Source organism: Sphingomonas sp. LM7, from assembly GCF_002002925.1.
Lineage (GTDB): Bacteria > Pseudomonadota > Alphaproteobacteria > Sphingomonadales > Sphingomonadaceae > Sphingomonas.
The window spans coordinates 2,436,319-2,458,807 of record NZ_CP019511.1 but is presented as its reverse complement, the minus strand read 5'-3'; the positions used below and the strand labels follow the sequence as shown (position 1 = coordinate 2,458,807).

At 65.8% G+C, this 22,489-nt stretch carries 29 protein-coding genes and 1 pseudogene; 19 read left to right on the top strand and 11 right to left on the bottom strand.

Translation table 11 applies throughout. From position 1 onward, the window contains the following. Positions 1–18: 18 nt before the first annotated feature. A complete protein-coding gene (locus BXU08_RS11235) occupies positions 19–285 on the bottom strand; it encodes a ribbon-helix-helix domain-containing protein (RefSeq protein WP_253190347.1) in 267 nt (88 codons plus the stop codon). 49 nt (positions 286–334) lie between these two features. Continuing rightward, positions 335–2,161, bottom strand: a complete 1,827-nt coding sequence (gene cobT, locus BXU08_RS11230; protein WP_077510136.1) for a cobaltochelatase subunit CobT — start codon at positions 2,159–2,161, stop codon at positions 335–337. Between the two features lie 62 nt (positions 2,162–2,223). On the opposite strand from cobT, the gene BXU08_RS11225 reads away from it, so the two are divergent. Both BXU08_RS11225 and BXU08_RS11220 read left to right on the top strand, forming a co-directional pair. After that, complete coding sequence (locus BXU08_RS11225; protein ID WP_150125512.1) at positions 2,224–2,628, top strand: hypothetical protein; 405 nt, start codon at positions 2,224–2,226, stop codon at positions 2,626–2,628. Between the two features lie 74 nt (positions 2,629–2,702). Further along, positions 2,703–3,464 carry a hypothetical protein gene (locus tag BXU08_RS11220; protein ID WP_150125511.1) on the top strand — a complete coding sequence of 254 codons (762 nt, stop codon included), beginning with the start codon at positions 2,703–2,705 and terminating at the stop codon, positions 3,462–3,464. Positions 3,465–3,501: 37 nt separating this feature from the next. Here BXU08_RS11220 and cobS read toward each other — a convergent pair whose 3' ends face one another. Together cobS and BXU08_RS11210 are read right to left on the bottom strand one after the other, a co-directional pair. Next, entirely contained in the window at positions 3,502–4,509 is a 1,008-nt protein-coding gene (gene cobS / locus BXU08_RS11215) for a cobaltochelatase subunit CobS (protein WP_077510133.1), read from the bottom strand. A gap of 212 nt (positions 4,510–4,721) precedes the next feature. Next, entirely contained in the window at positions 4,722–5,336 is a 615-nt protein-coding gene (locus BXU08_RS11210) for a winged helix-turn-helix transcriptional regulator (RefSeq protein WP_216352870.1), read from the bottom strand. Positions 5,337–5,491: 155 nt separating this feature from the next. Between BXU08_RS11210 and BXU08_RS11205 the strand changes: the two genes are divergently transcribed. From BXU08_RS11205 to BXU08_RS11160, 11 genes and pseudogenes are all read left to right on the top strand, one after another. Continuing rightward, positions 5,492–6,205 carry a DUF899 family protein gene (locus BXU08_RS11205; protein ID WP_077510131.1) on the top strand — a complete coding sequence of 238 codons (714 nt, stop codon included), beginning with the start codon at positions 5,492–5,494 and terminating at the stop codon, positions 6,203–6,205. A gap of 14 nt (positions 6,206–6,219) precedes the next feature. Beyond that, a complete protein-coding gene (locus BXU08_RS11200) occupies positions 6,220–6,660 on the top strand; it encodes a VOC family protein (RefSeq protein WP_077510130.1) in 441 nt (146 codons plus the stop codon). 11 nt (positions 6,661–6,671) lie between these two features. Next, positions 6,672–6,902, top strand: a complete 231-nt coding sequence (locus BXU08_RS11195) for a DUF4287 domain-containing protein (RefSeq protein ID WP_077510129.1) — start codon at positions 6,672–6,674, stop codon at positions 6,900–6,902. A 22-nt stretch (positions 6,903–6,924) separates the two neighbouring features. Then, positions 6,925–7,407, top strand: a complete 483-nt coding sequence (locus BXU08_RS11190) for a VOC family protein (RefSeq protein WP_077510128.1) — start codon at positions 6,925–6,927, stop codon at positions 7,405–7,407. Positions 7,408–7,417: 10 nt separating this feature from the next. Continuing rightward, positions 7,418–8,071, top strand: coding sequence for a glutathione S-transferase family protein (locus BXU08_RS11185; RefSeq protein ID WP_077510127.1), 654 nt, complete (start codon positions 7,418–7,420; stop codon positions 8,069–8,071). Positions 8,072–8,086: 15 nt separating this feature from the next. Further along, positions 8,087–8,383 (top strand): annotated as a pseudogene (locus BXU08_RS20330) (DUF1428 domain-containing protein); the annotation flags it as partial. 18 nt (positions 8,384–8,401) lie between these two features. Further along, positions 8,402–8,812 (top strand): DUF1428 domain-containing protein, encoded by a 411-nt coding sequence (locus tag BXU08_RS20325; protein WP_366926584.1) that lies wholly within the window; start codon positions 8,402–8,404, stop codon positions 8,810–8,812. Between the two features lie 14 nt (positions 8,813–8,826). After that, positions 8,827–9,603: a VOC family protein gene (locus tag BXU08_RS11175; RefSeq protein ID WP_077510125.1), complete on the top strand. Its 777-nt coding sequence runs from the start codon at positions 8,827–8,829 to the stop codon at positions 9,601–9,603. Continuing rightward, positions 9,600–10,250, top strand: a complete 651-nt coding sequence (locus BXU08_RS11170; protein WP_290439645.1) for a glutathione S-transferase family protein — start codon at positions 9,600–9,602, stop codon at positions 10,248–10,250. The genes BXU08_RS11175 and BXU08_RS11170 overlap by 4 nt, the downstream gene beginning before the upstream one ends. A gap of 10 nt (positions 10,251–10,260) precedes the next feature. After that, positions 10,261–10,737, top strand: coding sequence for an SRPBCC domain-containing protein (locus tag BXU08_RS11165; protein ID WP_077510123.1), 477 nt, complete (start codon positions 10,261–10,263; stop codon positions 10,735–10,737). Further along, positions 10,730–11,389, top strand: coding sequence for a dihydrofolate reductase family protein (locus BXU08_RS11160; RefSeq protein ID WP_077510122.1), 660 nt, complete (start codon positions 10,730–10,732; stop codon positions 11,387–11,389). Before BXU08_RS11165 ends, BXU08_RS11160 begins: the two co-directional genes overlap by 8 nt. A 127-nt stretch (positions 11,390–11,516) precedes the next feature. Here BXU08_RS11160 and sdhA read toward each other — a convergent pair whose 3' ends face one another. The 3 genes from sdhA to sdhC are packed head-to-tail and all read right to left on the bottom strand — an operon-like array spanning position 11,517 to position 14,123. Continuing rightward, entirely contained in the window at positions 11,517–13,319 is a 1,803-nt protein-coding gene (gene sdhA / locus BXU08_RS11155; RefSeq protein WP_077510121.1) for a succinate dehydrogenase flavoprotein subunit, read from the bottom strand. Further along, positions 13,319–13,708 (bottom strand): succinate dehydrogenase, hydrophobic membrane anchor protein, encoded by a 390-nt coding sequence (gene sdhD, locus BXU08_RS11150; protein ID WP_077510120.1) that lies wholly within the window; start codon positions 13,706–13,708, stop codon positions 13,319–13,321. Before sdhD ends, sdhA begins: the two co-directional genes overlap by 1 nt. After that, entirely contained in the window at positions 13,701–14,123 is a 423-nt protein-coding gene (sdhC, locus tag BXU08_RS11145; protein WP_077510119.1) for a succinate dehydrogenase, cytochrome b556 subunit, read from the bottom strand. Before sdhC ends, sdhD begins: the two co-directional genes overlap by 8 nt. A 206-nt stretch (positions 14,124–14,329) precedes the next feature. Between sdhC and BXU08_RS11140 the strand changes: the two genes are divergently transcribed. Together BXU08_RS11140 and BXU08_RS11135 are read left to right on the top strand one after the other, a co-directional pair. Beyond that, positions 14,330–15,655, top strand: coding sequence for a methyl-accepting chemotaxis protein (locus BXU08_RS11140; RefSeq protein ID WP_171982603.1), 1,326 nt, complete (start codon positions 14,330–14,332; stop codon positions 15,653–15,655). 10 nt (positions 15,656–15,665) lie between these two features. Then, complete coding sequence (locus BXU08_RS11135; protein WP_077510118.1) at positions 15,666–17,030, top strand: methyl-accepting chemotaxis protein; 1,365 nt, start codon at positions 15,666–15,668, stop codon at positions 17,028–17,030. Here BXU08_RS11135 and BXU08_RS11130 read toward each other — a convergent pair. Further along, positions 17,027–17,428, bottom strand: a complete 402-nt coding sequence (locus BXU08_RS11130; protein WP_077510117.1) for an NUDIX domain-containing protein — start codon at positions 17,426–17,428, stop codon at positions 17,027–17,029. The genes BXU08_RS11135 and BXU08_RS11130 overlap by 4 nt on opposite strands. 66 nt (positions 17,429–17,494) lie before the next feature. Between BXU08_RS11130 and BXU08_RS11125 the strand changes: the two genes are divergently transcribed. Together BXU08_RS11125 and BXU08_RS11120 are read left to right on the top strand one after the other, a co-directional pair. Then, complete coding sequence (locus BXU08_RS11125; RefSeq protein WP_077510116.1) at positions 17,495–18,196, top strand: SDR family NAD(P)-dependent oxidoreductase; 702 nt, start codon at positions 17,495–17,497, stop codon at positions 18,194–18,196. Further along, positions 18,186–19,127: a 50S ribosomal protein L11 methyltransferase gene (locus BXU08_RS11120; RefSeq protein ID WP_077510115.1), complete on the top strand. Its 942-nt coding sequence runs from the start codon at positions 18,186–18,188 to the stop codon at positions 19,125–19,127. Before BXU08_RS11125 ends, BXU08_RS11120 begins: the two co-directional genes overlap by 11 nt. A gap of 3 nt (positions 19,128–19,130) precedes the next feature. Here BXU08_RS11120 and BXU08_RS11115 read toward each other — a convergent pair whose 3' ends face one another. Together BXU08_RS11115 and phhA are read right to left on the bottom strand one after the other, a co-directional pair. Next, positions 19,131–19,676 (bottom strand): DUF6882 domain-containing protein, encoded by a 546-nt coding sequence (locus BXU08_RS11115; protein ID WP_216352869.1) that lies wholly within the window; start codon positions 19,674–19,676, stop codon positions 19,131–19,133. Beyond that, complete coding sequence (gene phhA / locus BXU08_RS11110) at positions 19,676–20,542, bottom strand: phenylalanine 4-monooxygenase (RefSeq protein WP_077512303.1); 867 nt, start codon at positions 20,540–20,542, stop codon at positions 19,676–19,678. Before phhA ends, BXU08_RS11115 begins: the two co-directional genes overlap by 1 nt. A 64-nt stretch (positions 20,543–20,606) precedes the next feature. Here phhA and BXU08_RS11105 point away from each other — a divergent pair, with 64 nt between their 5' ends. Beyond that, positions 20,607–21,236: a TIGR02117 family protein gene (locus BXU08_RS11105; RefSeq protein WP_150125510.1), complete on the top strand. Its 630-nt coding sequence runs from the start codon at positions 20,607–20,609 to the stop codon at positions 21,234–21,236. Continuing rightward, positions 21,227–21,961: a triacylglycerol lipase gene (locus tag BXU08_RS11100; protein ID WP_253190345.1), complete on the top strand. Its 735-nt coding sequence runs from the start codon at positions 21,227–21,229 to the stop codon at positions 21,959–21,961. The genes BXU08_RS11105 and BXU08_RS11100 overlap by 10 nt, the downstream gene beginning before the upstream one ends. Positions 21,962–22,204: 243 nt before the next feature. Here the strand turns inward: BXU08_RS11100 and BXU08_RS11095 are convergent, their stop codons facing one another. Beyond that, a complete protein-coding gene (locus tag BXU08_RS11095) occupies positions 22,205–22,489 on the bottom strand; it encodes a hypothetical protein (RefSeq protein WP_077510113.1) in 285 nt (94 codons plus the stop codon).

The following is a 22,489-nucleotide window of genomic DNA, read 5'->3' as shown; positions in this document are numbered from 1 at the left end:
TGATATTGCGAGCGATTATCAGCTTTGTCGCAATATGTTTCCGACTTGGTTGGCCAGCAGCCATGTACGCAGCGCGCTCGCCAGATTTGGTGGCGACTCCCCCTGGATGCGGGCATGATCGATCGCCGCGATGAGCGCATTTAGCGGCAGCGCGCGCGCCGCCGCTGCGGCCTCCAGTGTCTCCCAAAAGATTGGCTCGAGGCTGATCGAAGTCTGATGTCCGGCAATCGTCACCGATCGCTTGACCGGACCGTGGAAGCCGCCTGGGGGCGGGTCGATCTTCACGCCTGCTCCGCAATCCCGGCGCAAGCCGGGGCAACGGATATGGGAGACGTCATTCGGTGTCGAACAGCGCTGCCAGCTGCTCGACCATCGTGCCGGCAAGCTGCTCGGCATCCATGATCGTGACGGCGCGCTGGTAATATCGGGTCACGTCATGGCCGATGCCGATCGCCACCAGCTCGACCGGCGAGCGCGATTCGATCCAGCCGATCACCTGGCGCAGATGCCGTTCGAGATAGGAGCCCGAGTTCACCGACAGCGTCGAATCATCGACCGGCGCGCCGTCGGAGATCACCATCAGGATCTTGCGTTCTTCAGGACGCCCGATCATCCGCTGGTGCGCCCAGAGCAGCGCCTCGCCGTCGATATTCTCCTTGAGAAGCCCCTCGCGCATCATCAGCCCGAGCGCCTTCTTGGCACGGCGCCACGGTTCGTCGGCCTGCTTGTAGACGATGTGGCGTACGTCATTGAGGCGGCCGGGCTGGGCGGGGCGCCCCTCGGCCAGCCACTTTTCGCGCGCCTGACCGCCCTTCCAGGCGCGGGTGGTGAAGCCGAGGATTTCGGTTTTGACTCCCACCCGCTCCAGCGTGCGCGCCATGATGTCGGCGCTGATCGCGGCGATCGAGATCGGCCGGCCGCGCATCGATCCCGAATTGTCGATCAGCAACGTGACGACGGTGTCGCGGAATTCGGTGTCGCGCTCGATCTTGTACGACAGCGACTGCATCGGATTGACCACGACGCGCGCCAGCCGCGCCGCATCGAGCAGCCCCTCGTCCTGGTCGAAGTCCCAGCTGCGCGATTGCTGCGCCATCAGCCGCCGCTGGAGGCGGTTGGCGAGCTTGGTCACCGCGCCCTGCAGATGGATCAGCTGCTGGTCGAGATAGGCGCGCAGCCGATCGAGCTCCTCGGCGTCGCACAATTCGGTCGCTGCGATCACTTCGTCGAACTGGGTGGTATAGGGGCGATATTCGAACTGCGGCGGCAAGTCGCTCCACGGCCGATTGGGGCGATTGGGCATCATGCCTTCCTCGCCATCGTCGCCGGGCTCGCCGTCGCCGTCGTCCATCGCCTCGGACTGACTGTCCTCGCCTTGTTCGGTCTCGTCCGTTTCGCGCTGCTCGCCGCGTGCCTCGACCTCGCCTTCGCCCTGCTGGGCTTCGCTGTCGCCTTCCTCGTCGCCGGGCTCGTCCTGGTCGTCGGTGCCTTCGTCCTCGCCGCCGCCTTCATCGGCTTCGTCGGGGATCATCTCGCCTTCGACCAGCTCAAGGTCCTGGAGCAGCTTGGTGGCGAGGCTGGCGAAGGCTCGCTGGTCGTCGATCGTCAGCGCCAGCGCATCGAGATCGCCGCCGGCGCGCTCCTCGATCCAGTCACGGATCAGCGCCATGCCCATTGCCGCGCCAGCGGGCGCCTCGCGTCCGGTCAGCCGCTCGCGCACCATCAGCCCCACGGCGGTCGACAGCGGTACTTCCTCGCGGTTGCGCGCCCGGGCGATCGGGTCCGAGCGCAGGCGGACGTTGAGCGAATGTTCTAGATTGTCGGCGATGCCGGCATAGCCACGCGATCCCAGCGCCTCGACGCGCGCAGTTTCGATGGCGTCGAACACCGCACGCGCCACCGGCTCCTTGGGCGCGCCGCGCAAGTGGACGGCGGTATCGTGATGCTTGATCCGCAACGCGAAGCCATCGGCAAAGCCGCGCGCCTCGGCGATTTGCTCGGGTGGCAGCGTGCGCGACGGCATCGGCACCTTGATGCTGCGTCCGTCCTGGCGCGGCGCCTCCGACGTGAACGAGAGTTCGGCTTCGGCCTCGCCGGAAAGCGCGCGCGCCGTGCCGCCAAGGACGTTGCGCAACCGTTCGAGCGGAGAATCGACAGCCATGTTTGTCTTTGTGCGGATCGGGGGGCAGGATGCAAGCGGGCAACGCGCCGCAGGGGGGATCGATGCAACGTCACCGGTGGTGGAGCAGCATGGCCCGGATGAGCTATGGCGAGTATCGCGCCAATCTGGCTGGGCTCAACATCTTCTTCGGCGCGGTGCTGGGCTTCGTGATGGCGACCGCGGAGCAGCTCGACTCGATGAATTTCGGCCTGCTGCTGTTGCTCACATCGACTGCGGTGGTGCTGATCCTCTACATCTCCTCGAGTCCGCACCGCTATACCTATACCGGGTTGACGATCCTTTGGGTCGCCGTGCTCCCCTATGTCGTGACGCGGATCCTGCATGACGCGACAGCGTTGCCGCCCAAGCTCCAGCCGACGCTGATCGTGTGGACGCTGATGACGATCGCCATCGAATTCCTGCCGCGCGACAAGCCGGCCGATGCCCTGCCGCCGCACGAACCCTGACGCACACTTGCGGCTTTAGAGAAATACTAACCGCTCGACTTCAAGATGCGCCCGATCGACTTCGGGAGACGAAGATGCGCGCAGGTGGTAATTTCCTTCTGACTTTGGCAGGCGCCGCGACGTTGTTCGTCGCACTGGCGCAGCCCGCCGAGGCGCGGCGTCGCTTCCGGCTCGGGGGCTTCGGCAGCAGCAGCTATTCCGAGAAGATCGACAAGGTCTACGACCTGCCTGACAGCGACACCTATCTGCACGACGGCCAATATTACGACCTCGGCGCCTTTTATCAGGTCCGCGGCGGCACCGAGATGCGCCCGGCCACGCCCAGCTTCGTGCTCTATAATGGCGAACGCTATGTGAAGCTCGATGAGAGCCAGCTCGCGCTGATCAAGGACGATCTCGGCATGGATCCGACCGCGGCCTATCGTGCACGCGCCGCAATCGAGGCGCCGGTCCGCGCGAAAAGCCCCAACGAGATCGAGCGGCGAGACGGCGAGAGCATGGCCGAGTTCCGTGCGCGCGCGCGCGGCATGGCCGCGCGGGGCAATATGCCATCGGACAGCGAGTCGGGCACTCCGGCGCGGGGTGGTCTCATCGCGCTACTGGTGCTGCCGGTGCTCGTGATCGGCGGCATCTTCATATTCTGGCTGCGGCGCTTCCTGCGCCGGCGCGTCGCCAGGGTCATCGCCGCAACCGGTGATACCGGGCCGGGCATGGAAGTGCATGCCGCCTCGTTCGACCAGCGCATCGCGTCGCGGCTGCGCGAGCTCGAAGGCGGGCAGGGCCAGCCGGCGGCAGCCATGCCGGCGCCGCGCACCTTCGGACGCAAGCTGGCTTAGAAAGCCCTCTCCCGCCAAGGGAGAGGGGTGTCGCTCTTCAGGCCGTTTTCCCGACCACGCTTTCGGGCAGGTCCTTGCCGAACACGCGCTGGTAATATTCGGCGACCTGCGCGCGCTCGGCCTCGTCGCACTTGTTGAGGAACGAGAGGCGGAAGGCGAAGCCGACATCGCCGAAGATCAGCGTGTTCTGCGCCCAGGTGATCACCGTGCGCGGCGACATCACCGTCGAGATATCGCCGTTGATGAAGCCCTTGCGCGTGAGGTCGGCGACGCGGACCATGTTCTCCACGGTCTCCTTGCCGCCCGGCTTGTCGTATTCGCCCGACTTGGCGAGGACGATCTGCGCCTCGACCGCGGCGGGGAGATAGTTGAGCGTCACCACCACGTTCCAGCGGTCCATCTGGCCCTGGTTGATCTGCTGGGTGCCGTGATAGAGCCCGCTGGTGTCGCCCAGGCCGACCGTATTGGCAGTGGCGAACAGGCGGAACCACGGGTTGGGGCGGATCACGCGATTCTGGTCGAGCAGGGTCAGCTTGCCCTCGGTCTCGAGCACGCGCTGGATCACGAACATCACGTCCGGGCGGCCGGCGTCATATTCGTCGAACACGAGCGCGGTCGGCGTCTGGATCGCCCAGGGCAACAGGCCTTCGCGGAATTCGGTGACCTGCTGGCCGTCCTTGAGCACGATCGCGTCGCGGCCGATCAAGTCGATGCGGCTGATATGCGCGTCGAGATTGATGCGGATGCAGGGCCAGTTGAGGCGCGCGGCAACCTGTTCGATATGCGTCGACTTGCCGGTGCCGTGATAGCCCTGGATCATCACGCGGCGATTGTGCGCGAAGCCAGCGAGCACCGCGAGCGTGGTATCGGCGTCGAAGACATAGGCCGGGTCTAGATCGGGGACGCGTTCGTCGGCTTCGCTGAACGCGGGGCATTCCATGTCGATGTCGATGCCGAACACGTCGCGTACGCTGATCGTCTTGTCGGGCGCGTCGAGAATCGTCGTCTCGCGGCTGTCGGGCTGGGTGTTGGGGATGTCGGCCATGACGCTCTTCCTGGTGTCCGCGGACGCGGCGTTGGCCTCGCGGGTTACCGCCTCGCTTGCCGCACCGCAACGACAAGCTTTGGTTTTGTGAGACCGGACCCCCGCCTCGGTGGGCGTGCGCTTGTCGAAGGGCCGTTTTTCCACGCCCGGAAGCGACGAAGAGAGCCGTGCTTGAACAAGCTCAGCATTAACGGGAGTCGTGGCCTGGATAGCTAATCGTTCTCGAACTTGGGAAGGCTGAACAGGTCGACGAAGCGCTGGCCGAGCGCAATATCGCCCGTGACGGTCACGCGGCCCTCGCGCATCGACATGGAGAGGGAGTCGCGGCCGTAGAAGGTTGCGGCGAGCATCGATGGCTCGCCAGCGAAGAGTATGTCCGCGCCTTCGGGATCGCGCCGTTCGATTTCCAGCTTCCCCCCGGCGATCTTCGCGCGGAACGGATCGCCGCCGATGCGGAAGCCGAGATCGGGGGCGAAATCGGGATCGGCCCGGGGGTGCATCATCGTGCGCAGCGAGAGCATGAAGGCGGTGTTGCTCAAGGGCAGCGTCACGTCGTGCGCGGGCGATCCTGCCGCCCAGCGGCTCAGCGCAAAGATCGGCTCCTCAAGCGCGCGGCCCCATTTGGTCAGCTCATAGACCTGCGCGTTTGCGGGCGAGGGCAGCGTGCGGCGGCGCAGGATGCCGGCCTTCTCCATCCCCTCCAGCCGCTGGGTCAGGACGTTGGCGCTCAGTCCTTCGAGCGCGCCGCGGATCTCGCCGAAGCGGCGGCCGCCCAGCAGCAGCTCGCGGACGATCAGCAGCGCCCAGCGCTCCCCGATCAAATCCATCGCAAGCGCCGTTCCGCAGGCGTCGCGATACCAGCGGCGCATCTGGCTCAGATCATTTGTAGTTATTTTTTGTGACTCCATGGTTGTTTTTTATAACTCAGGCGGGCATCAGGATCAAGAAAGCGATTCGCGACAGCGGACAAGTGGAGATTTGCATGACGGTAGAGACGATCCTGCCACCCGCCGAAGTACTCGCTGCGCATGCCAAGTCGTGCTGGCCGGGCGAGAGCGCCGAATATCGCGCCGCCCGCACCGCACTGCTCGCCGAAGAGATCGCGTTGCGTCGGCAGTTAGAACGGGTGGCCGAACAACGCCGGGCGCTGCCGCCGGGGCCTGCGGTGGCCCGCGACTATCAGTTCGAGGGCGCCGAAGGCCCGGTGACGCTCGCCGAGCTGTTCGGCGACAAGGAAACGCTCATCGTCTACGCGTGGATGTTCGGACCCGAGCGCGAGCGGCCGTGCCCGATGTGCACGTCCTTGCTGTCGGCCTGGGAAGGGGAGGCGCTGGACATCCAGCAGCGCGTGGCGCTGGCGGTCACGGCGCGATCGCCGCTCGACAAGCTCGAAGCCTTTGCGGCGGAGCGGGGGTGGCGCCATCTGCCGCTCTATTCCGACACGAGCGGCGACTTCAGCCGCGACTATGACGCGTTGATCCCCGATGTCGGCGAGATCCCGCAGCTGCTGGTGTTCACGCGCCGCGACGGCACGATCCGCTTCTTCTGGGCCGGCGAGATGGACGACACCACCGCCGATCCGGGCCAGGATCCGCGCGGCGCACCCGATTTGATGCCGCTTTGGACGATTTTGGACTTCACCCCCGAGGGACGCGGTGCAGACTGGTATCCGTCGCTCACCTACCCCGCACAATAGACCAGGAGAGAGTGATGCCGCAGATGATCTTCGTGAACCTGCCCGTGAAGGATGTCGCCAGGTCGACGGCATTCTACGAGGCGATCGGCTGCACCAAGGATCCGCGCTTCAGCAACGAAAACGCGAGCGGGATGCAGCTTTCGGACACGATCTTCTTCATGATCCTTGCCGAGGACTTCTTCAGGACGTTCACCCCGAAGCAGATCGCGAATGCGCATGCCACCACTGAAGTGCTGGTTGCGCTGTCTTGCGATGGCCGCGAGGCAGTCGACGCGATCGTCGAGAAGGCGGCGGCAGCCGGCGGCAAGGGGGATATCCGCGAGAAGCAGGACATGGGCTTCATGTACGGCCGCAGCTTCGAGGATCCCGACGGCCACATCTTCGAGCCGTTCTTCATGGACATGGCAGCGGCGATGGCGGCCTTCCCCGACGGCCCGGCGCACGAACCTGCCTGAGGAGACCGGCGATGTCATTCCAGGCGTATCTGACCAATATCGAGGCGAAGACCGGCAAGAGCCCCGCCGACTTTCGCGCCTATGCCGCGGCGAAGGGCTGGCTCGCCGGCGGGACGCTTCGGCCCGAGGTGAAGGCCGGCGTGGTCGTCGCCGATCTCAAGCAGGAATTCGCGCTCGGCCACGGCCACGCGATGGCGATCGTCGCATTGCTCAAGGGCATGAAAAAAGAAGGCGACGCCTGAACCGAACGACAGGAGAGAGATGATGGACAAGCAACTGACCACGTGTGTGTGGTACAATTACACCGCCGAGGAAGCCGCGAACTTCTATGTGTCGCTGTTCCCCGACGCCCGGATCACCAGTGTTCAGCGCACCCCGGCCGATACGCCCTCGCAAAAGGCGGGCGAAGTGATCGTCGTCGAGTTCGAGCTACTCGGGCAGAAGTTCATCGGCTTGAACGGCGGGCCGCAATTCCAGCACAGCGAAGCGGTCAGCTTCGTCATCCACACAGACAGCCAGGAAGAAACCGACAAGTATTGGGACGCGATCGTCGGCAATGGCGGCGCGGAATCGCAGTGCGGCTGGTGCAAGGATAAATGGGGCGTCAGCTGGCAGGTTACTCCCAAGCGCTTGGTCGAACTGGTCTTTGCCAATCCCGACCCTGCCGCCGGCAAGCGTGCAATGGATGCGATGATGACGATGAAGAAGATCGACATCGCTGCGATCGAAGCTGCGGCGGCGGGCTGAGGAGGGTATCATGGCAATCGAAATCACTGCCTTCAACTGGGTGCCCGATTTCGCCCGCGGCTATGTCCGCGACTTGCGCCCGCGCTGGGCGTGCGAGGAGATCGGCCTGCCCTACACCACGCGGCTGATCAGCCCGGTCCCGCCCAAGCCTGCCGACTATTTGTGCGAGCAGCCCTGGGGTCAGGTGCCGGTGCTGCACGACGGCGGCGTGCAATTGTTCGAAAGCGGGGCGATCCTGCTCCATTTGGCCGAGCGTGACGAACGGCTGCTGCCCCGCGATCCGCAGGCGCGCGCGACGGTCCTCGCCTGGCTGTTCGCTGCGTTCAACAGCGTCGAGCCCTGGCTGTTCGAGCTCGGCAATGTCGAGATATTCTCGAAGGACGAGCCATGGGCGAAGCTGCGCAAGCCGAGCCTGGTCAAGGACACCGGCAAACGGCTGGACGGGCTGATGGAGGCGCTTGGCGACCGCGAATGGCTCGGCGATGGCTTCAGCGTAGCGGACGTCGCGATGGTCACGGTGCTGCGCAACGCCGATCACGAAGACCTGATGTCGAGCCGTCCGCGGCTCGCCGACTATGTCGCGCGCGGCACTGCGCGCCCGGCATTCCGGCGCGCGCTCGCCGCGCAACTCGCGGACTTCCGGCCCGAGCCGGTCGCCGCCTGATTTAGGAGAGAGAAGATGCCGTATATCGATGGATTCGTGACCCCGGTCCCGACCGCCAACAAGGAAGCCTATATCGCGCATGCCGCGCAAGCGGCCGGTCTGTTCAAGAGCTTGGGCGCCACCCGCATGGTCGAGGCGTGGGGCGATGATGTGCCCGACGGCAAGCTGAACGACCTCAAGAAAGCGGTGCAGGCCAAGCCCGACGAGACCGTGCTGTTCAGCTGGATCGAATATCCCGACGCCGCGACCGGCAAGGCCGCGGGCGAGAAGATGATGAACGATCCGCGGGCCGAAGAGATGATGAAGGACATGCCGTTCGACGGTAGCCGGATGATCTATGCCAGCTTCGATTCGATCCTGGAGCAGGGCGCGGGCGGCAAGCCGGGCTATGTCGATGGCTTCGTCGTCGCAGTGCCGGAGGGCAAGAAGGACGCCTATGTCGCGATGGCGCTAAAGGCTGCGGCGATGTTCGAGAAAAATGGCGCGCTGCGCGTTGTCGAGACGTGGAGCAGCGACGTCCCCGAGGGCAAGGTCACCGACTATAACCGCGCCACGCTGCGCGAGGAGGGCGAGCAGATCGTCTATTCGTGGATCGAATGGCCCGACAAGGACACCCGCGTCGCGGCCTGGGACAAGATCATGGCCGATCCGGAAATGCAGCCCGGCGACGACATGCCCTTCGACGGCAAGCGGATGATGTGGGGCGGGTTCGTGCCGGTCCTCGACGAAACCTTCGGTTGAACGGGAGAGCGACGATGACCAATCCCCATGGAACGCCGATCTGGTACGAGCTGATCACCGGTGACCCCGACGCTGCCGGCGCCTTTTACCAGAAGGTGATCGGCTGGCAGGACGGCGGCTGCCCCGGCGGCACTGCCGAGGGTATGGGCGACTATCATGTCTGGCTTGCACCCGACGGGCAGGGCGTGGCGGGGATGATGAAGACTCCCGAAGGTGCGCCGCCCGAGCCGCGCTGGTTCGGCTATATCGGCGTCGATGATGTCGATGCCGCCGCGGAGAAGATCGTCGCGGCGGGCGGGGCGATCCACATGCCGCCGACCACGCTGGAAGGCGTCGGCCGGATGGCGATGGTCGCTGATCCGCAGGGTGTGACCTTCTATGTGATGAAAGGTGCGAGCCCCGAGGCGAGCACGTCGTTCAAGCGCATGGCCCCAGGGCACGGCGAGTGGAACGAGCTCCAGACCAGCGACGATCAGGCCGCGCTTGCGTTCTACGGCGACCAGTTCGGCTGGACCAAGGACGGCGCAATGCCGATGGGCGAGATGGGCGAGTACAGCTTCCTAAGCCATGATGGCGGCATGATCGGCGCAGTGATGAAGGCACCCCCGGGCGAGACGCCGGGCTGGGGCTATTTCTTCCGCGTCGGCGACATCGACGAAGCCAAGCAGCGGATCGACGAAGCCGGCGGCTCGATCACGCACGGCCCCATGGAAGTGCCGGGCGGGGACTTTGTGATCTACGCGACCGATCCGCACGGCGCGAAGTTCGGCGTGGTGGGATCGCGCGGCTGATGCTCGAACTCTACGCGCATCCCTTCTCGTCCTATTGCTGGAAGGTGCTGATCCCGCTCTACGAGAACGACACGCGCTTCACCTATCGCTCGCTCGAAGACGAGGGGAATCCTGCCGAACTTGCGCGGCTCTGGCCGATCGGCAAGTTCCCGCTGCTCGTCGATGGCGGGCGTCCGGTGATGGAATCGAGCGTGATCATCGAGCATCTCCAGCGCTTCCATCCAGGGCCGGTGACGTTCGTTCCGGACGGCGACGCGGCACTGGAGGTGCGGATGCTCGACCGCATCTTCGACAATCATGTTATGCAGCAGATGACGCGCGTTGTAGCCGATGCGCTGCGCGGCCCGGAACACCACGATCCGGTCGAAGTACAGGAAGCCAAGGCGGCGCTGCAAAAGGCCTATGCGTGGCTCGATACCTGGCTCGAAGGCCGCGAATGGGTGGCGGCGGGGGCGTTCTCGCTCGCCGACTGCGCGGCGGCACCGTCGCTCTTCTACGCCGATTGGGTCGATCCCATCCCCGAGGCCCGTGCCAACCTGCGCGCTTATCGCGCCCGGCTACTCGCGCGCCCGTCGGTGGCACGCGCAGTCGATGAGGCACGGCCCTATCGCGCCTATTTCCCGCTCGGCGCCCCCGACAGAGACTGAGGAGAAAACCATGCCCGCCAATGACGAGACTCGCGAGCTTTGGGTCGAGAAGCGCATCGACGCGCCGATCGATGCGGTGTGGAAGGCGTGGACCGACCATCTCGAGGAATGGTGGTGCCCCAAGCCGTGGACCACCGAGCTGATCCAGCTGGACCTGCGCGCAGGCGGCCGCGCCGCGATGATCATGCGCGGTCCGGACGGCGAGGAGAATGCGATCGAGGGGGTGATCCTGGAAGTCGTTCCGGGCCGGAAGATCGTCTGGAGCGATGTCTTCAAGGCTGGGTGGGTTCCCAGTGACCCGTTCATGGCCGGCACGTGGGAGTTTACGCCCCAAGGCGACAAGACGCTGTACCGCGGCAGCGCACGCCACTGGTCCGAAGAGGCGTATCAGCAGCACAAGCTGATGGGCTTCGAAGCGGGTTGGGGCGTCGCCGCCCGCCAGCTCGAAGCCGTGGCCAAGCGGATCGCGGAGACGGCCGATGCGTAAGATCATCGGCGGCGCGTTCGTCTCGCTCGATGGCGTGATGCAGGCGCCGGGCGGTCCCGAAGAGGACCAGACCGGCGGCTTCGCTTATGGCGGCTGGCTCGCCTCGATCTTCGACGAGGGCCTTGGCAACCAAGTCGATACACTTTTCGGCAAGCCCTTCGATCTGCTGCTCGGGCGCAAGACCTACGAGATCTTCGCGGCGCACTGGCCGTTCGTGCCGGAGGAAGACGAGATTGGCGCGATCTTCCGCGGCAATCGCAAATATGTGCTGAGTCGCGGCGGCGTCGATTTGAGCTGGCAGGGCAGCGAGCGGCTGGCCAACTTGGACGACCTCGCGCGGATCAGGGACGGGGAGGGGCCGAACCTGGTGATCCAGGGCAGCTCGACGCTCTATCCGCAACTGCTCGAGCGCGGGCTGATCGACCGGCTGGTGATAATGACGGCGCCGGTGCTGCTGGGCCAAGGCAAGCGGCTGTTCGGCGAGGGCACGCCGGCGGGCTCGTGGCGGCTGCTCGAACACCGAGTGACGGTAAACGGCATGGCGATGGGAACCTATGAGCCGGCCGGGCCGATCGAGACAGGTTCGTTCGCGATGGACGAACCCTCGATGCAGGAACTTGCGCGGCGGGAGAAATGGAAGGCCGAGGCCTAAGTTGATAGCTGTCACCGTACCATCTGCGTTCGCGGTCTATCCCGGCGAATGGCTGGCATGAGATCGTCAAGTCACATGGGCCGGATAAGACCAAGCAGTAGCGCCAAAAAAGCGAGCGGCAGACGTATCAGTACACCCGCTTCTTCGGCTTGATATACTCGATCTCGTCCGTCAGCGTGTAGTCGTGCACCGGGCGATAGTCGATCGCGACGCCGCCCTGCTTGCCGCCCCAGCCTTCGAATGTCGCAACAGTGTGCTTCATCCACTCGGCGTCGTTCCGATCGGGGAAGTCCTCGTGCATGTGTGCACCGCGGCTTTCCTTCCGGTTGGCGGCGCACTGGATCGTCACCACGGCCTGGCCGATCAGATTGTCGAGTTCGAGCGTCTCGACCAGATCGGTGTTCCAGATCAGCGACCGGTCGGAGATGCCGACGTCCTGGAAGCTCTGATAGACGGCGTCCATGTGGGTGACGCCTTCGGCGAGCAATGCGCTGTCGCGGAACACGGCGCAGTGGCGCTGCATCGTCTTTTGCATGTCGGCGCGAATCTGCGCAGTGGGCTTCGCACCCTTGGCGTTGCGGAAATGGTCGAGACGGGTGAGCGAAAACTCTTCCGAATTTGCCGGCAGCGCCGCGTGCGCGGTGCCGGGCTTGACGATTTCCTTGAGGCGCAGGCCGGTGGCGCGGCCGAACACGACGAGATCGATCAGCGAGTTCGAGCCAAGGCGGTTGGCGCCGTGAACCGAGACGCATGCCGCCTCGCCGACCGCGAACAGGCCGGGGATGACGGTGTCGGGATTGCCGTCCTTATTGTGGACGACTTCGCCGTGATAGTTGGTCGGGATGCCGCCCATATTGTAATGGACGGTCGGTACCACCGGCAGTGGCTGGCGGGTGAGGTCGACGCCGGCGAAGATCTTGCCGGTCTCGGTGATGCCGGGCAGCCGCTCGTGCAGGATCTTCGGGTCGATATGGTTCAGGTGAAGGAAAATGTGATCCTTCTCCTTGCCGACGCCGCGGCCCTCGCGGATCTCCATCGCCATCGAGCGGGCGACGACGTCGCGGCTGGCGAGATCCTTCGCGCTAGGGGCATAGCGCTCCATGAAGCGCTCGCCCTCGGAGTTGGTCAAATAGCCGCCTTCGCCGCGCGCGCCCTCGGTGATCAGCACGCCGGCGCCGTAGATGCCGGTCGGGTGGAACTGGACGAACTCCATGTCCTGCAGTGCGATGCCGGCGCGCAGCGCCATGCCGTTGCCGTCGCCGGTGCAGGTGTGTGCCGAGGTTGCCGACTGGTAGACGCGGCCGCCGCCGCCGGTGGCGAGCACGACCGAATGGCTGCGGAAGCGGTGGATGCTGCCGTCTTCCATGCACAAAGCAATCACGCCGCGGCAGGCGCCGTTCTCCATGATCAGGTCGAGCGCGAAATATTCGACGTAGAAGTCGGCGTCGTACTTCAGGCTCTGCTGGTAGAGCGCGTGCAGCATTGCGTGGCCGGTGCGGTCGGCGGCGGCGCAGGTGCGCTGGACCGGCGGGCCTTCACCCATATTCTGCATGTGGCCGCCGAACGGGCGCTGGTAGATCGTGCCGTTGTCGTTGCGGCTGAACGGCACGCCAGCATGCTCGAGCTCGTAGACCGCGGCGGGCGCCTCGCGCACCATATATTCGATCGCGTCCTGGTCGCCGAGCCAGTCGGAGCCCTTGACGGTGTCGAACATGTGCCACGACCAGTGATCGGGGCTATTGTTGCCGAGCGATGCCGCGATGCCGCCCTGTGCGGCCACGGTGTGGCTGCGCGTCGGGAACACCTTGGTGATGCACGCCGTCTTGAGGCCGGCTTCGGCCGCGCCCATGGTGGCGCGCAGGCCCGAACCGCCGGCGCCGACGACGACGGCGTCATAGGTGTGATCGATGATCTTGTACGCGGCGGGCATCAGAGCGCGGCTCCGGCAGTGAAGGCGACCTTGAGGATCGAGAAGATCGCCAGCGTCGCGGTGGCGATAGTGAAATACTTGAGCAGGAGCAGCAGCACGAAGCGTGTGTGATCGTGCTGGTAATCCTCGATCACCACGGTGAGGCCGTGGTGGAAGTGGTAGAAGACGCTGAACACCAGCAGGATCAGCGGCACTGCGGCAGCGGGCTGGGCCAGCCAGGCGGTGATCGTTGCATAGTCATAGCCGGGCAGCAGCGCGATCGAGAGGATGAACCAGAGGACGAGCGCCAGGTTCGATCCCGCGCTGATCTTGTGGTGCCACCAGCCCTCGGCGCCCTGATGGGCGGAGCCGAGGCCGCGCACGCGGCCGATTTCGGTGCCGTTACCCATTGCTCTTCTCCAGCAGGAAGACCCAGAAGGCTGCGGTGGCGACGATGGCGACGACGAAGGTCGCGAGCGCGGTGCGCTTGTTCGCGCCAAGTTCGAAATTCGCGCCGGCGTCGAGGAACAGATGCCGCACGCCCGATGCCATGTGCTGGAAGAACGACAGCGTCAGTCCGATCCCGACGATATAGCCGGCAACGTTGAGCTTGCCCGAGCTGAGCGTGAACAGATCGAGGAACGCGGCATAGGCCGCCGGTCCCGAGGCCATTGCCGCCAGCCACCAGACGAACAGGATCGTGCCGACCGTCGCCATGCCCGAACCGGTGACGCGATGGACGATCGAGACCGCCATCGAGGGTCCCCACTTCCAGATCGATAGGTGCGGCGAGAGCGGCCGCGCAGGGCTGCGGACATTGGCCAAATGGCATTCCTTTCGGGTCGACGCCGTCTCATTAGTCCCCGGTGCAGGGGATGCAAGTCGGGATGCATGCGCAAGCCCGGGCTCTAACCCCCCCTTAACCATTCCCGCGCCATAGCCGGTGCGAGTGGCGGCCGGATTCCTCACGGCCGCTTCAAGGGGACCCTTTGACTGTGGCATCGACCAAGGACTTGCCGGCACCCGGCACGATGAGCGCCCGGATCGACATTCGCGCCCGGCTGCGCGTGTTCGATGTCGAAGGATCGCTGGCGCGTTCGAGCCGCGACGCGTGGGAGATGCTGGAGCCCGAGATCAAATCGGTATCCGAAGCCTATTGGCAGCAATGGCTGCATTGCTTCGCCGACCAGCGCAGCTGGGCGACCGACGATACCGCCAAGATGATCGATCTCGGCGTGGTGTTCCTCAAGAACCGTTTCCTCGACCTGCAGGGCAATGCGTGGCTCGAATCGATCGAACGCTCGGTCGCCGCCGCCTATGCAGCCGACGTGCCGCCGATGGCGCTGCTGTCGATGATCAGCGCCAGCGATCGTGCGGCGCTGCAGGTGCTGATTCGCCGCGTCGGCACCGACGATACCCGCCTCGCAGCACTGATCGACACGCTGATGCGGCTGTCGGCACTCGAGGGCGACATCACCGTCGAGCTTTATAACCTGTATCGCGAACACAGCTCGCAGACCGCGCGCGACCGGCTTGCCGCCGAATTCCGCGACTCGATCGGGCTGACCGTCGAGAATGCGTCGCGCGAAGGCGACCAGCTCCGCATCCAGGCAGTGCATACTTCGGCTTCGGCACGCGGGATGTTGGGCAAGGCGAGCGAAGTCGCCGCCGCTGCCGAGCAATCGGCCGTGGCGATGCGCGAAGCCGCGCAGACTGCCGCGGGCCTGATCCGCGCGATCGAGGACGCGCGCACCGAAGTGGAGGCAGCAGCCGACATCGCCACGCGCGCGTCGAGCCAGGCGGGCGCCGCGGTGGGCATGTCCGAAATGCTGTCCGATCATGCCAAGTCGATCGAATCGATCCTCGGCCTGATCCGCGACATCGCCGGGCAGACCAATCTGCTCGCGCTCAATGCGACGATCGAAGCTGCCCGTGCCGGCGACGCCGGCCGCGGCTTCGCGGTGGTTGCGCAGGAAGTGAAGAGTCTCGCCAACCAGACTGCCCGCGCCACCGACGACATCGCTGCGAAGATCGCGTCGATCCAGTCGGCGACGCGCAGCACGGTCGAGACCAATGCCTCGATCCGCGAGACGGTGAGCGAAGTGCAGGAAAGCGCCAACCGCATCCGCAGCGCAATGGAAGTCCAGGCGCAGACGGTGACGGCGATCACCGCGGCGGTCGATGAGACCGCGCTCGCCGCCGATTCGATGTCGGCGACGATCGGCGCGATCCGCGAGGACACCGAGACGGTGGCATCCGAAATCGACCGGGTTGGCCAGGGCTTTGCTGCCCTCGACAGCCAACTCGGCACCTTGAAGTTCAGTGCCAGCGACTTCGTATCGAAAGTCGCGGCCTAGGAGAGAATAGATGGTAGGACGGCGCGAACCGGGACGTTGGAGCGGGGGCACCCGCTCGGTCGAGGAGCATCGGCGAGTCTACGACTGGGACGGGGCGGTTCTGCCGGCCTGTGCTGAGATCGACGCGATGCTCGAAGGGCATCACGAGGAGATCGCGCGCGCCTTCTGGAAGCATTTCCTGGAGATGCCGGCCAGCGCACCGATGCGCGCCGCCTTCGAGAGCGAACGCGACTTCGAAGAGCAGGTCCAGATGGGCGCACGGTATTCGCGGTTGAAGTTCGCCGCTGCCTTCACCGAGGAATGGGTGGAGATGGCGTGCGGCTATGCCGCGCAGACCTATGCCGGCGGCGTGCCGCTTCCCGCGGTGCTCGCCTCCTTCGCCTATGCCCATAGCACGATCATGCGGGTGATCCGCGACAAGGTCACCGACGCCGACCGGCTGGGCCGGCTGTGCGACGTCGTCCAGCGGCTGGCGATGGCCGAAGCCGATCTGATGGCGGGCCATCTCGGCGCGACCGACGCGGCGCAGGTCAGCGAGGAACGCCGCGACAGTTCGGCGCGATTCCGCGCCAGCATCAGTGAATCGATCGAAGGCGCCACGGCGCTGGGCAACCGTATCCGCGTCCAGGCGCAGGGGGCATCAAGCTCTGCGCGGGGCATGCTGGGCAAGGCGAGCGAAGTTGCTGCCGCTGCCGAGCAGTCGGCCGTGGCGATGCGCGAAGCTGCGCAGACCGCCGCGGGCCTGATCCGTGCGATCGAGGATGCCCGCAACGAAGTCGAGGCGGCCGCCGATATCGCCACGCGCGCGTCGAGCCAGGCTGGCGCCGCGGTGGGCATGTCCGAGATGCTGTCCGATCATGCCAAGTCGATCGAATCGATCCTCGGGCTGATCCGCGACATTGCCGGGCAGACCAATTTGCTCGCGCTCAACGCGACGATCGAAGCTGCCCGTGCGGGCGATGCCGGCCGCGGCTTTGCCGTGGTCGCGCAGGAAGTGAAGAGCCTCGCCAGCCAGACGGCGCGGGCGACCGACGACATCGCCGCCAAGATCGCGTCGATCCAGTCGGCAACCAAGTCGACGGTGGAGACCAATGCCTCGATCCGATCGACGGTCAACGAAGTGCAGGAAAGCGCCAACCGCATCCGCGCGGCGATGGAAGTCCAGGCGCAGACGGTGACGGCGATCACCGCGGCGGTCGACGAGACCGCACTCGCCGCCGATTCGATGTCGGCGACGATCGGGGCGATCCGCGAAGACACCAAGACGGTAACCAGCGAGATCGACACGCTTCAGCAGGACGTCGCCGAAGTCGACGACAGGCTCAATCAGCTGCGTTCCGCCGCGGAGACATTTTCGACTTCGGTCGCTGCCTAGCGCCGGCGCCAGGCGGCGAGCGCCTGGACCGTCGCGCTGGTGAGCGGGGCGGGCAGAGCGTCGAGCGCGAACCATTCGACGGCGGCGTGCTTTTCGGGCTCGACGTTGCGCGGCGTGCCTTCGAAACGCTCGACCAGATAGACCGGCGCGACCCAATGGATGGCGTTCGCGCGGTCGATCTGGTCGGTGAAGCACAGCAATTCGGGCGCCTCGATGTCGATGCCCAGTTCCTCGCGGACTTCGCGGACGGTCGCGTCGAGCGCGGTTTCGAACAAGTCGATCTTGCCGCCCGCCAGCCCCCAGCTTCCTGCTTCGGGCATAGTCCTTCGCTGTACCAGCAGGATGCGCCCATCGGCGATGATGGCGGCGCCGCAGCCCACTCTGGGTTCGTTCTGCATGTTCGTTCCCCCGGCGTTCGAACCGTGGCGCTAGCGCCCTCTGCGCGCTGCGGCTAGGGCTCGGCCATGTCTACTCACATCCTCGTCACCGGAAGCAGCCGCGGCATCGGCGCGGCGATCGCAGAGACCCTCACGCGCGATGGCGTGCGCATCGTCGGGCAGGGCACGCGCAGCGGCATCGCTGCCGACTTCGCCGATCCCGCCGCGCCGCAGGCGCTGTGGGCCAAGGCGCTCGATGCGCTCGACGGGCGGATCGACGTGCTGATCAACAATGCCGGCATCTTCGAGGCAACGCCGCTCGATCTCGACCATGACGACTGGGTCGCGGGCTGGGAGAAGACGATGCGCGTCAACCTGACTGCGTCGGCCGAACTCTGCCGCCTGGCAGTGCGCCACTGGCAGGCCGAGGGGCGGCCGGGGCGGATCGTCAACATCGCCAGCCGCGCCGCCTATCGCGGCGACAGTCCTGCGCATTGGCATTATGCCGCCTCCAAGGCGGGAATGGTCGGCATGACCAAGTCGATCGCACGCGGCTATGCGGCGCAGGGCATCCTCGCCTTCGCGATCTGCCCGGGCTTCACCATGACCGGCATGGCCGAGGACTATCTGGAGAGCCGCGGCGGCGACAAATTGCTCGCCGATATCCCGCTGGGCCGCGTCGCCGATCCCGAGGAAGTCGCCAAGCTGGCACGCTTCTGCGCGCTCGATGCGCCGCCCTCGATGACCGGCGCGGTGCTCGACATCAACGGAGCCAGCTATGTCCGCTGAGGTCGACAGCTGGAAGGTGACGCTGCCGTGCACCCGCGCGGAAGCCGAGGCGATCGATGCCGGCGAGTTCGCGCTCGACGCCGTGCTGATGACTACCGAAGAGGTCGAGGACGATGTCGAGCGCTGGCGGCTCGACGCCTATATGGAGGACGCGCCCGACGCGGCAATGCTCGATGCGTTGCGCGCGCTGGCGCCGAGTGCGGCAGGAGTCGAACCCGCGATCGAGGCGCTGACGCCCGAGGATTGGGTGGCGATGAGCCAGGCGGGGCTTGAGCCGATCCGGGAAGGGCGGTTCGTGGTGCATACCAGCGCGCATCCGGTCGATGCGCCCGAGGGTGGCCGCGCATTTCTGATCGATGCCGGACGCGCGTTCGGGACCGGGCATCACGCGACGACTTCGGGGTGTCTCAGGATGCTCGATGCGATGGCGGCGCGGGACTTCGCCAGCGTCATCGACGTGGGCACCGGGACCGGGCTGCTGGCGTTCGCGGCGGCGCATCTCTGGCCCGAGGCGCGAATCGTCGCGACCGATATCGACCCTTCTGCGATCGACGTGACCCGGATCAATGCCGCCGATAACGGCGTGGAAGGGCTGGAGCTGATCGTCGCCGACGGCGCGCTCAGCGATACGATCACCGCGCGGGCGCCCTATGACCTGCTGATCGCCAATATTCTTGCCGGGCCGTTGGTGTCGATGGCGCCCGAGCTTGCGGCGGTCGCCGCTTCGCGGGCGACGATCGTGCTGGCGGGATTGCTGGAGACGCAGCGCGAGCAGGTGGTCGCGGCGTTCGCGGCGTGCGGCTGCGCACTGGAGGAAGTCGATCGCCGCGGGGATTGGACGATCCTGCGCCTGAGCGCGGGCGAAGCGCGCTACGTGCCGAGCACGCCGCCCGATCCCAAGGGGCGTGACGGCTGGGCGCTCGATATCTGAGCCTCAGCCGGCGTTGGGATCGCGGATGCTGACTTCGCCATAGGTCATGAACACCAGCGCGTCGCCGGCGGGGCCGCGATAGGCGCCCTGCGCGCCGGCGAGATGGCAGGCGAGTGCGGCGAAGGTCCAGCCGTCGGTCTCGTCGGCCTCGATCTTGCGCGTCGTGAGCGCTTCGAGGCCGTGCTGCGCGCCGAAATCGCGGACAAGGCCGGCGTGTAGGGAAACCGGCGCGGGCACCGAAGGATGGTCCCAGCCCCACAGCCAGGTGCCGTCGGCGGTATTGAGCGTGCCGATCACCTGCACCGGAGCATTGATCTCCCAACCCTTGGCATTGACGAAAGTGATCGTCCCCGCCTCGAGATCGGCGGCCCAGCTCTCGCCCGATCCCAGCCCCCACAAGCCCATCGCGGCTTCGGTCTTCAGCTGCAGTTCGGCGTCGGCGCGCTCGAAAATAACATCGACGACTGCATCGGCATCATCGGATGCGGCAGGTTCCTCGATCGGCGCGGGTTTTTCCTTCTTGCCGAACAGCGAATCGAGGAACTTCATCAGGCGCGGCTCCGTGCATACTCCTGCGTACCTTGGGTTAGGACTGCGTCGCTTGGCAATATCTCGGCGATGGGGATATCCGGTTGCGGCAGAATCTCGTCGTAGAGCGGGGCGAAATCGGTTTCGAGCGTGGTGCGGAGCAGCTCGTCGAAGCTGGGGATGACGAAGTAGTTCTGCTGGAAATCGTCGATCCGATAGTCGGTGCGCATCACCCGCTTCAAGTCGAAGCCGATGCGGTTGGGGCTGGGGTCGTCGAGCGCGAAGCGGCTTTCGGCCGAGCTCGAGACGATGCCCGCGCCGTAGATGCGCAGCCCTTCGGCCTCTTGCACCAGCCCGAATTCGACGGTGTACCAATAGAGCCGCCCGAGCTGCTTCAACGCGCCCAGCTCCATCGCGCGGACGCCGCCGCGGCCATAGGCTTCGAGATAGTCGGCGAATACCGGGTCGGCGAGCATCGGGACATGGCCGAACACGTCATGGAAGACGTCCGGCTCCTGGAGATAGTCGAGCTGATCGGGGCGGCGGATGAAATTGCCCGCGACGAAACGGCGATTGGCCATGTGATCGAAGAATACCTCGTCGGGGACCAGCCCCGGCACCGCGACGACCTGCCAGCCGGTGAGCTTCATCAGCCGCGCGGACAATTCCTCGAAATTGGGGATGCCTGATTCGGACAGGCGCAGCGCGTCGAGCCCCTTGAGATACGCTTCGGACGCACGGCCCGGGAGCAGCTTGGCCTGGCGCTCGAACAGCGTGTCCCAGGTGGCGTGTTCCTGCGCGCTGTACGCCTGCCAATTCTGCGGTATCGTCCAGTCGGCGGCGGCGCCTTCGGGGGGGCGTTCGAGTATCTGGGTGTCCTTTGTCATCGCAACCGGCATAGCATTGTTACAAATGATACGAAATGGTCTCATACGGGCAATGCGCTGGACGATGCGAACGTTGCTCGGGCTGGGCGCAATGGTTCTATGCTACGTCGCGGCGGGCCTGGTGGGAAGCGCGATCCCGGCCAATGACGAGTGGGTGCCGCCGGCGCGGGGCGTGACCGTCTATGTCGCCGACAACGGCATCCACACCGATCTGGTGCTGCCGGTTTCGGCGGAGGGGGTGGCGTGGGACGATTTGCTCAGGCCCGAGCATCTCGCCGATCCGCGCCGGGCCGCAGCAAGCCATATCGCGTTCGGCTGGGGCGATCGCGACTTCTATCTGAACACGCCGACGTGGTGGGACGTGAGCCCGATTCGGGTGGGCAAGGCGCTGGTCGGCGCGAGCGCCACGGTGATGCACGTGTCGCGCATTGCAGCGCCGCGCGTCGGCCCGAACGTCAAGGCGGTGGTGTTGCGGCCCGACGAATATCGGCGGCTGGCGGCGTTCATCCGCGCGAATTTCGGCGAGGGCGCGCCGGCTCGGGGCTATGGCGGCAGCGATGCGTTCTATGTCGCGCAGGGCGGATATAGCGCGATCCGCACCTGCAATGCCTGGACCGGCAAGGCACTGCGTGCGGCGGGCGTACGAGTCGGCAAATGGACGCCGTTTCCATCGGGAGTGATGCAGTGGTTCTGAGACTTGCCGTTCCCGCCTCCGCAGACGTTCCGCCGCCCCGGCTGGCGCTGCTCTCCGAATGGCCGCGCGCGGCATGGGGCCTGGGGCGGCTGATTGCCGAATGGAAGACGCTCGACGATGTGCCGAGGGGTGATGGGCGACCGGTGATATTGCTGCCCGGGCTGGTTAATTCGGACCGCTCGAATTTCGTGATGCGGCGCTATCTCAAGCGGCTCGGCTATCGCGCAGAGGGCTGGCATCTCGGGCGCAATCTGGGCGTGCGGGCAATCGGGCAGGATGGCGAGCTGCTGATGGCGCGAGTCGCGGCGCTGCATGCGAAGACGGGCCAGAAGGTGACGCTGATCGGGGTGTCGCTGGGCGGGATCATGGCGCGGATCGCGGCGCACCGGCATCCGGAGCTGGTGCGCGAGGTCATCACGATCAGCTCGCCGTTCGCGGGGCCGCCGACCTGCACCAATGTCTGGCGCCAGTTCGAATGGCTGACCGGCGAGAAGGTCGGCGATCCGGCGGTCAATGCGCGGCTGGCGGAGGCGGCCAAGCCGCTGCCGGTGCCGGCGACGTCGATCTGGAGCCACAGCGACGGGCTGGTCAACGGTCTGATCTGCCGCGAGCCGGAAGGGTCGGATGCGCGAGCGATCGAAGTCAGCAGCAGCCATTTATGGGTACAGATGAAGCCCGAAGTGCTGCGCGCGGTGGCGCAGGTGCTGGGTCGGGGCGCGGACTAGCGCAGCGGGCGTGGGTTCTTTCGAAGGCAAAGGTCACACCAGGGTCACACTGTCGCGCATGTTTCGGCGGCGGCGTGGCCATGCGGAAAATCGCGAAGGTTCAGCCCAACGCGAGCTTGCGTTCCGGCCGGGATCGACGCTGTCAAAAGAGCGAGGGCAGTACCCCGAGCATCGATCTCAGCAGGCGAAATCCTACATTTCAAGCGGTTTGTCCCGCCGCGGCCGACCGGCCCGATGGCGGTATCAGTCCGGGTCCGACGCGCGGTAGCCGTTATAAGGCTGGCAGGTGTCGGGGTTCTTCTTGCACTCCTTCTCGGCCTTGCGGCGCGCCTTGCCTTCCTTGGCTTCCTTTTCGCGCATCTTCTTGCCGTAGTTGCGGTCGGCTTCTTCCTGGCTGGTGGTGGACCAGTCGACGACCTGGCTGCCGGCCTTTACTGGCAGCGTGGCGACGTCCCATGCGGTCTTGGCGATGCAGCCGCCCGACAGCAGCGGCAGCACGGCGACCAGGGGGAGCAGCAACTTGCGCAT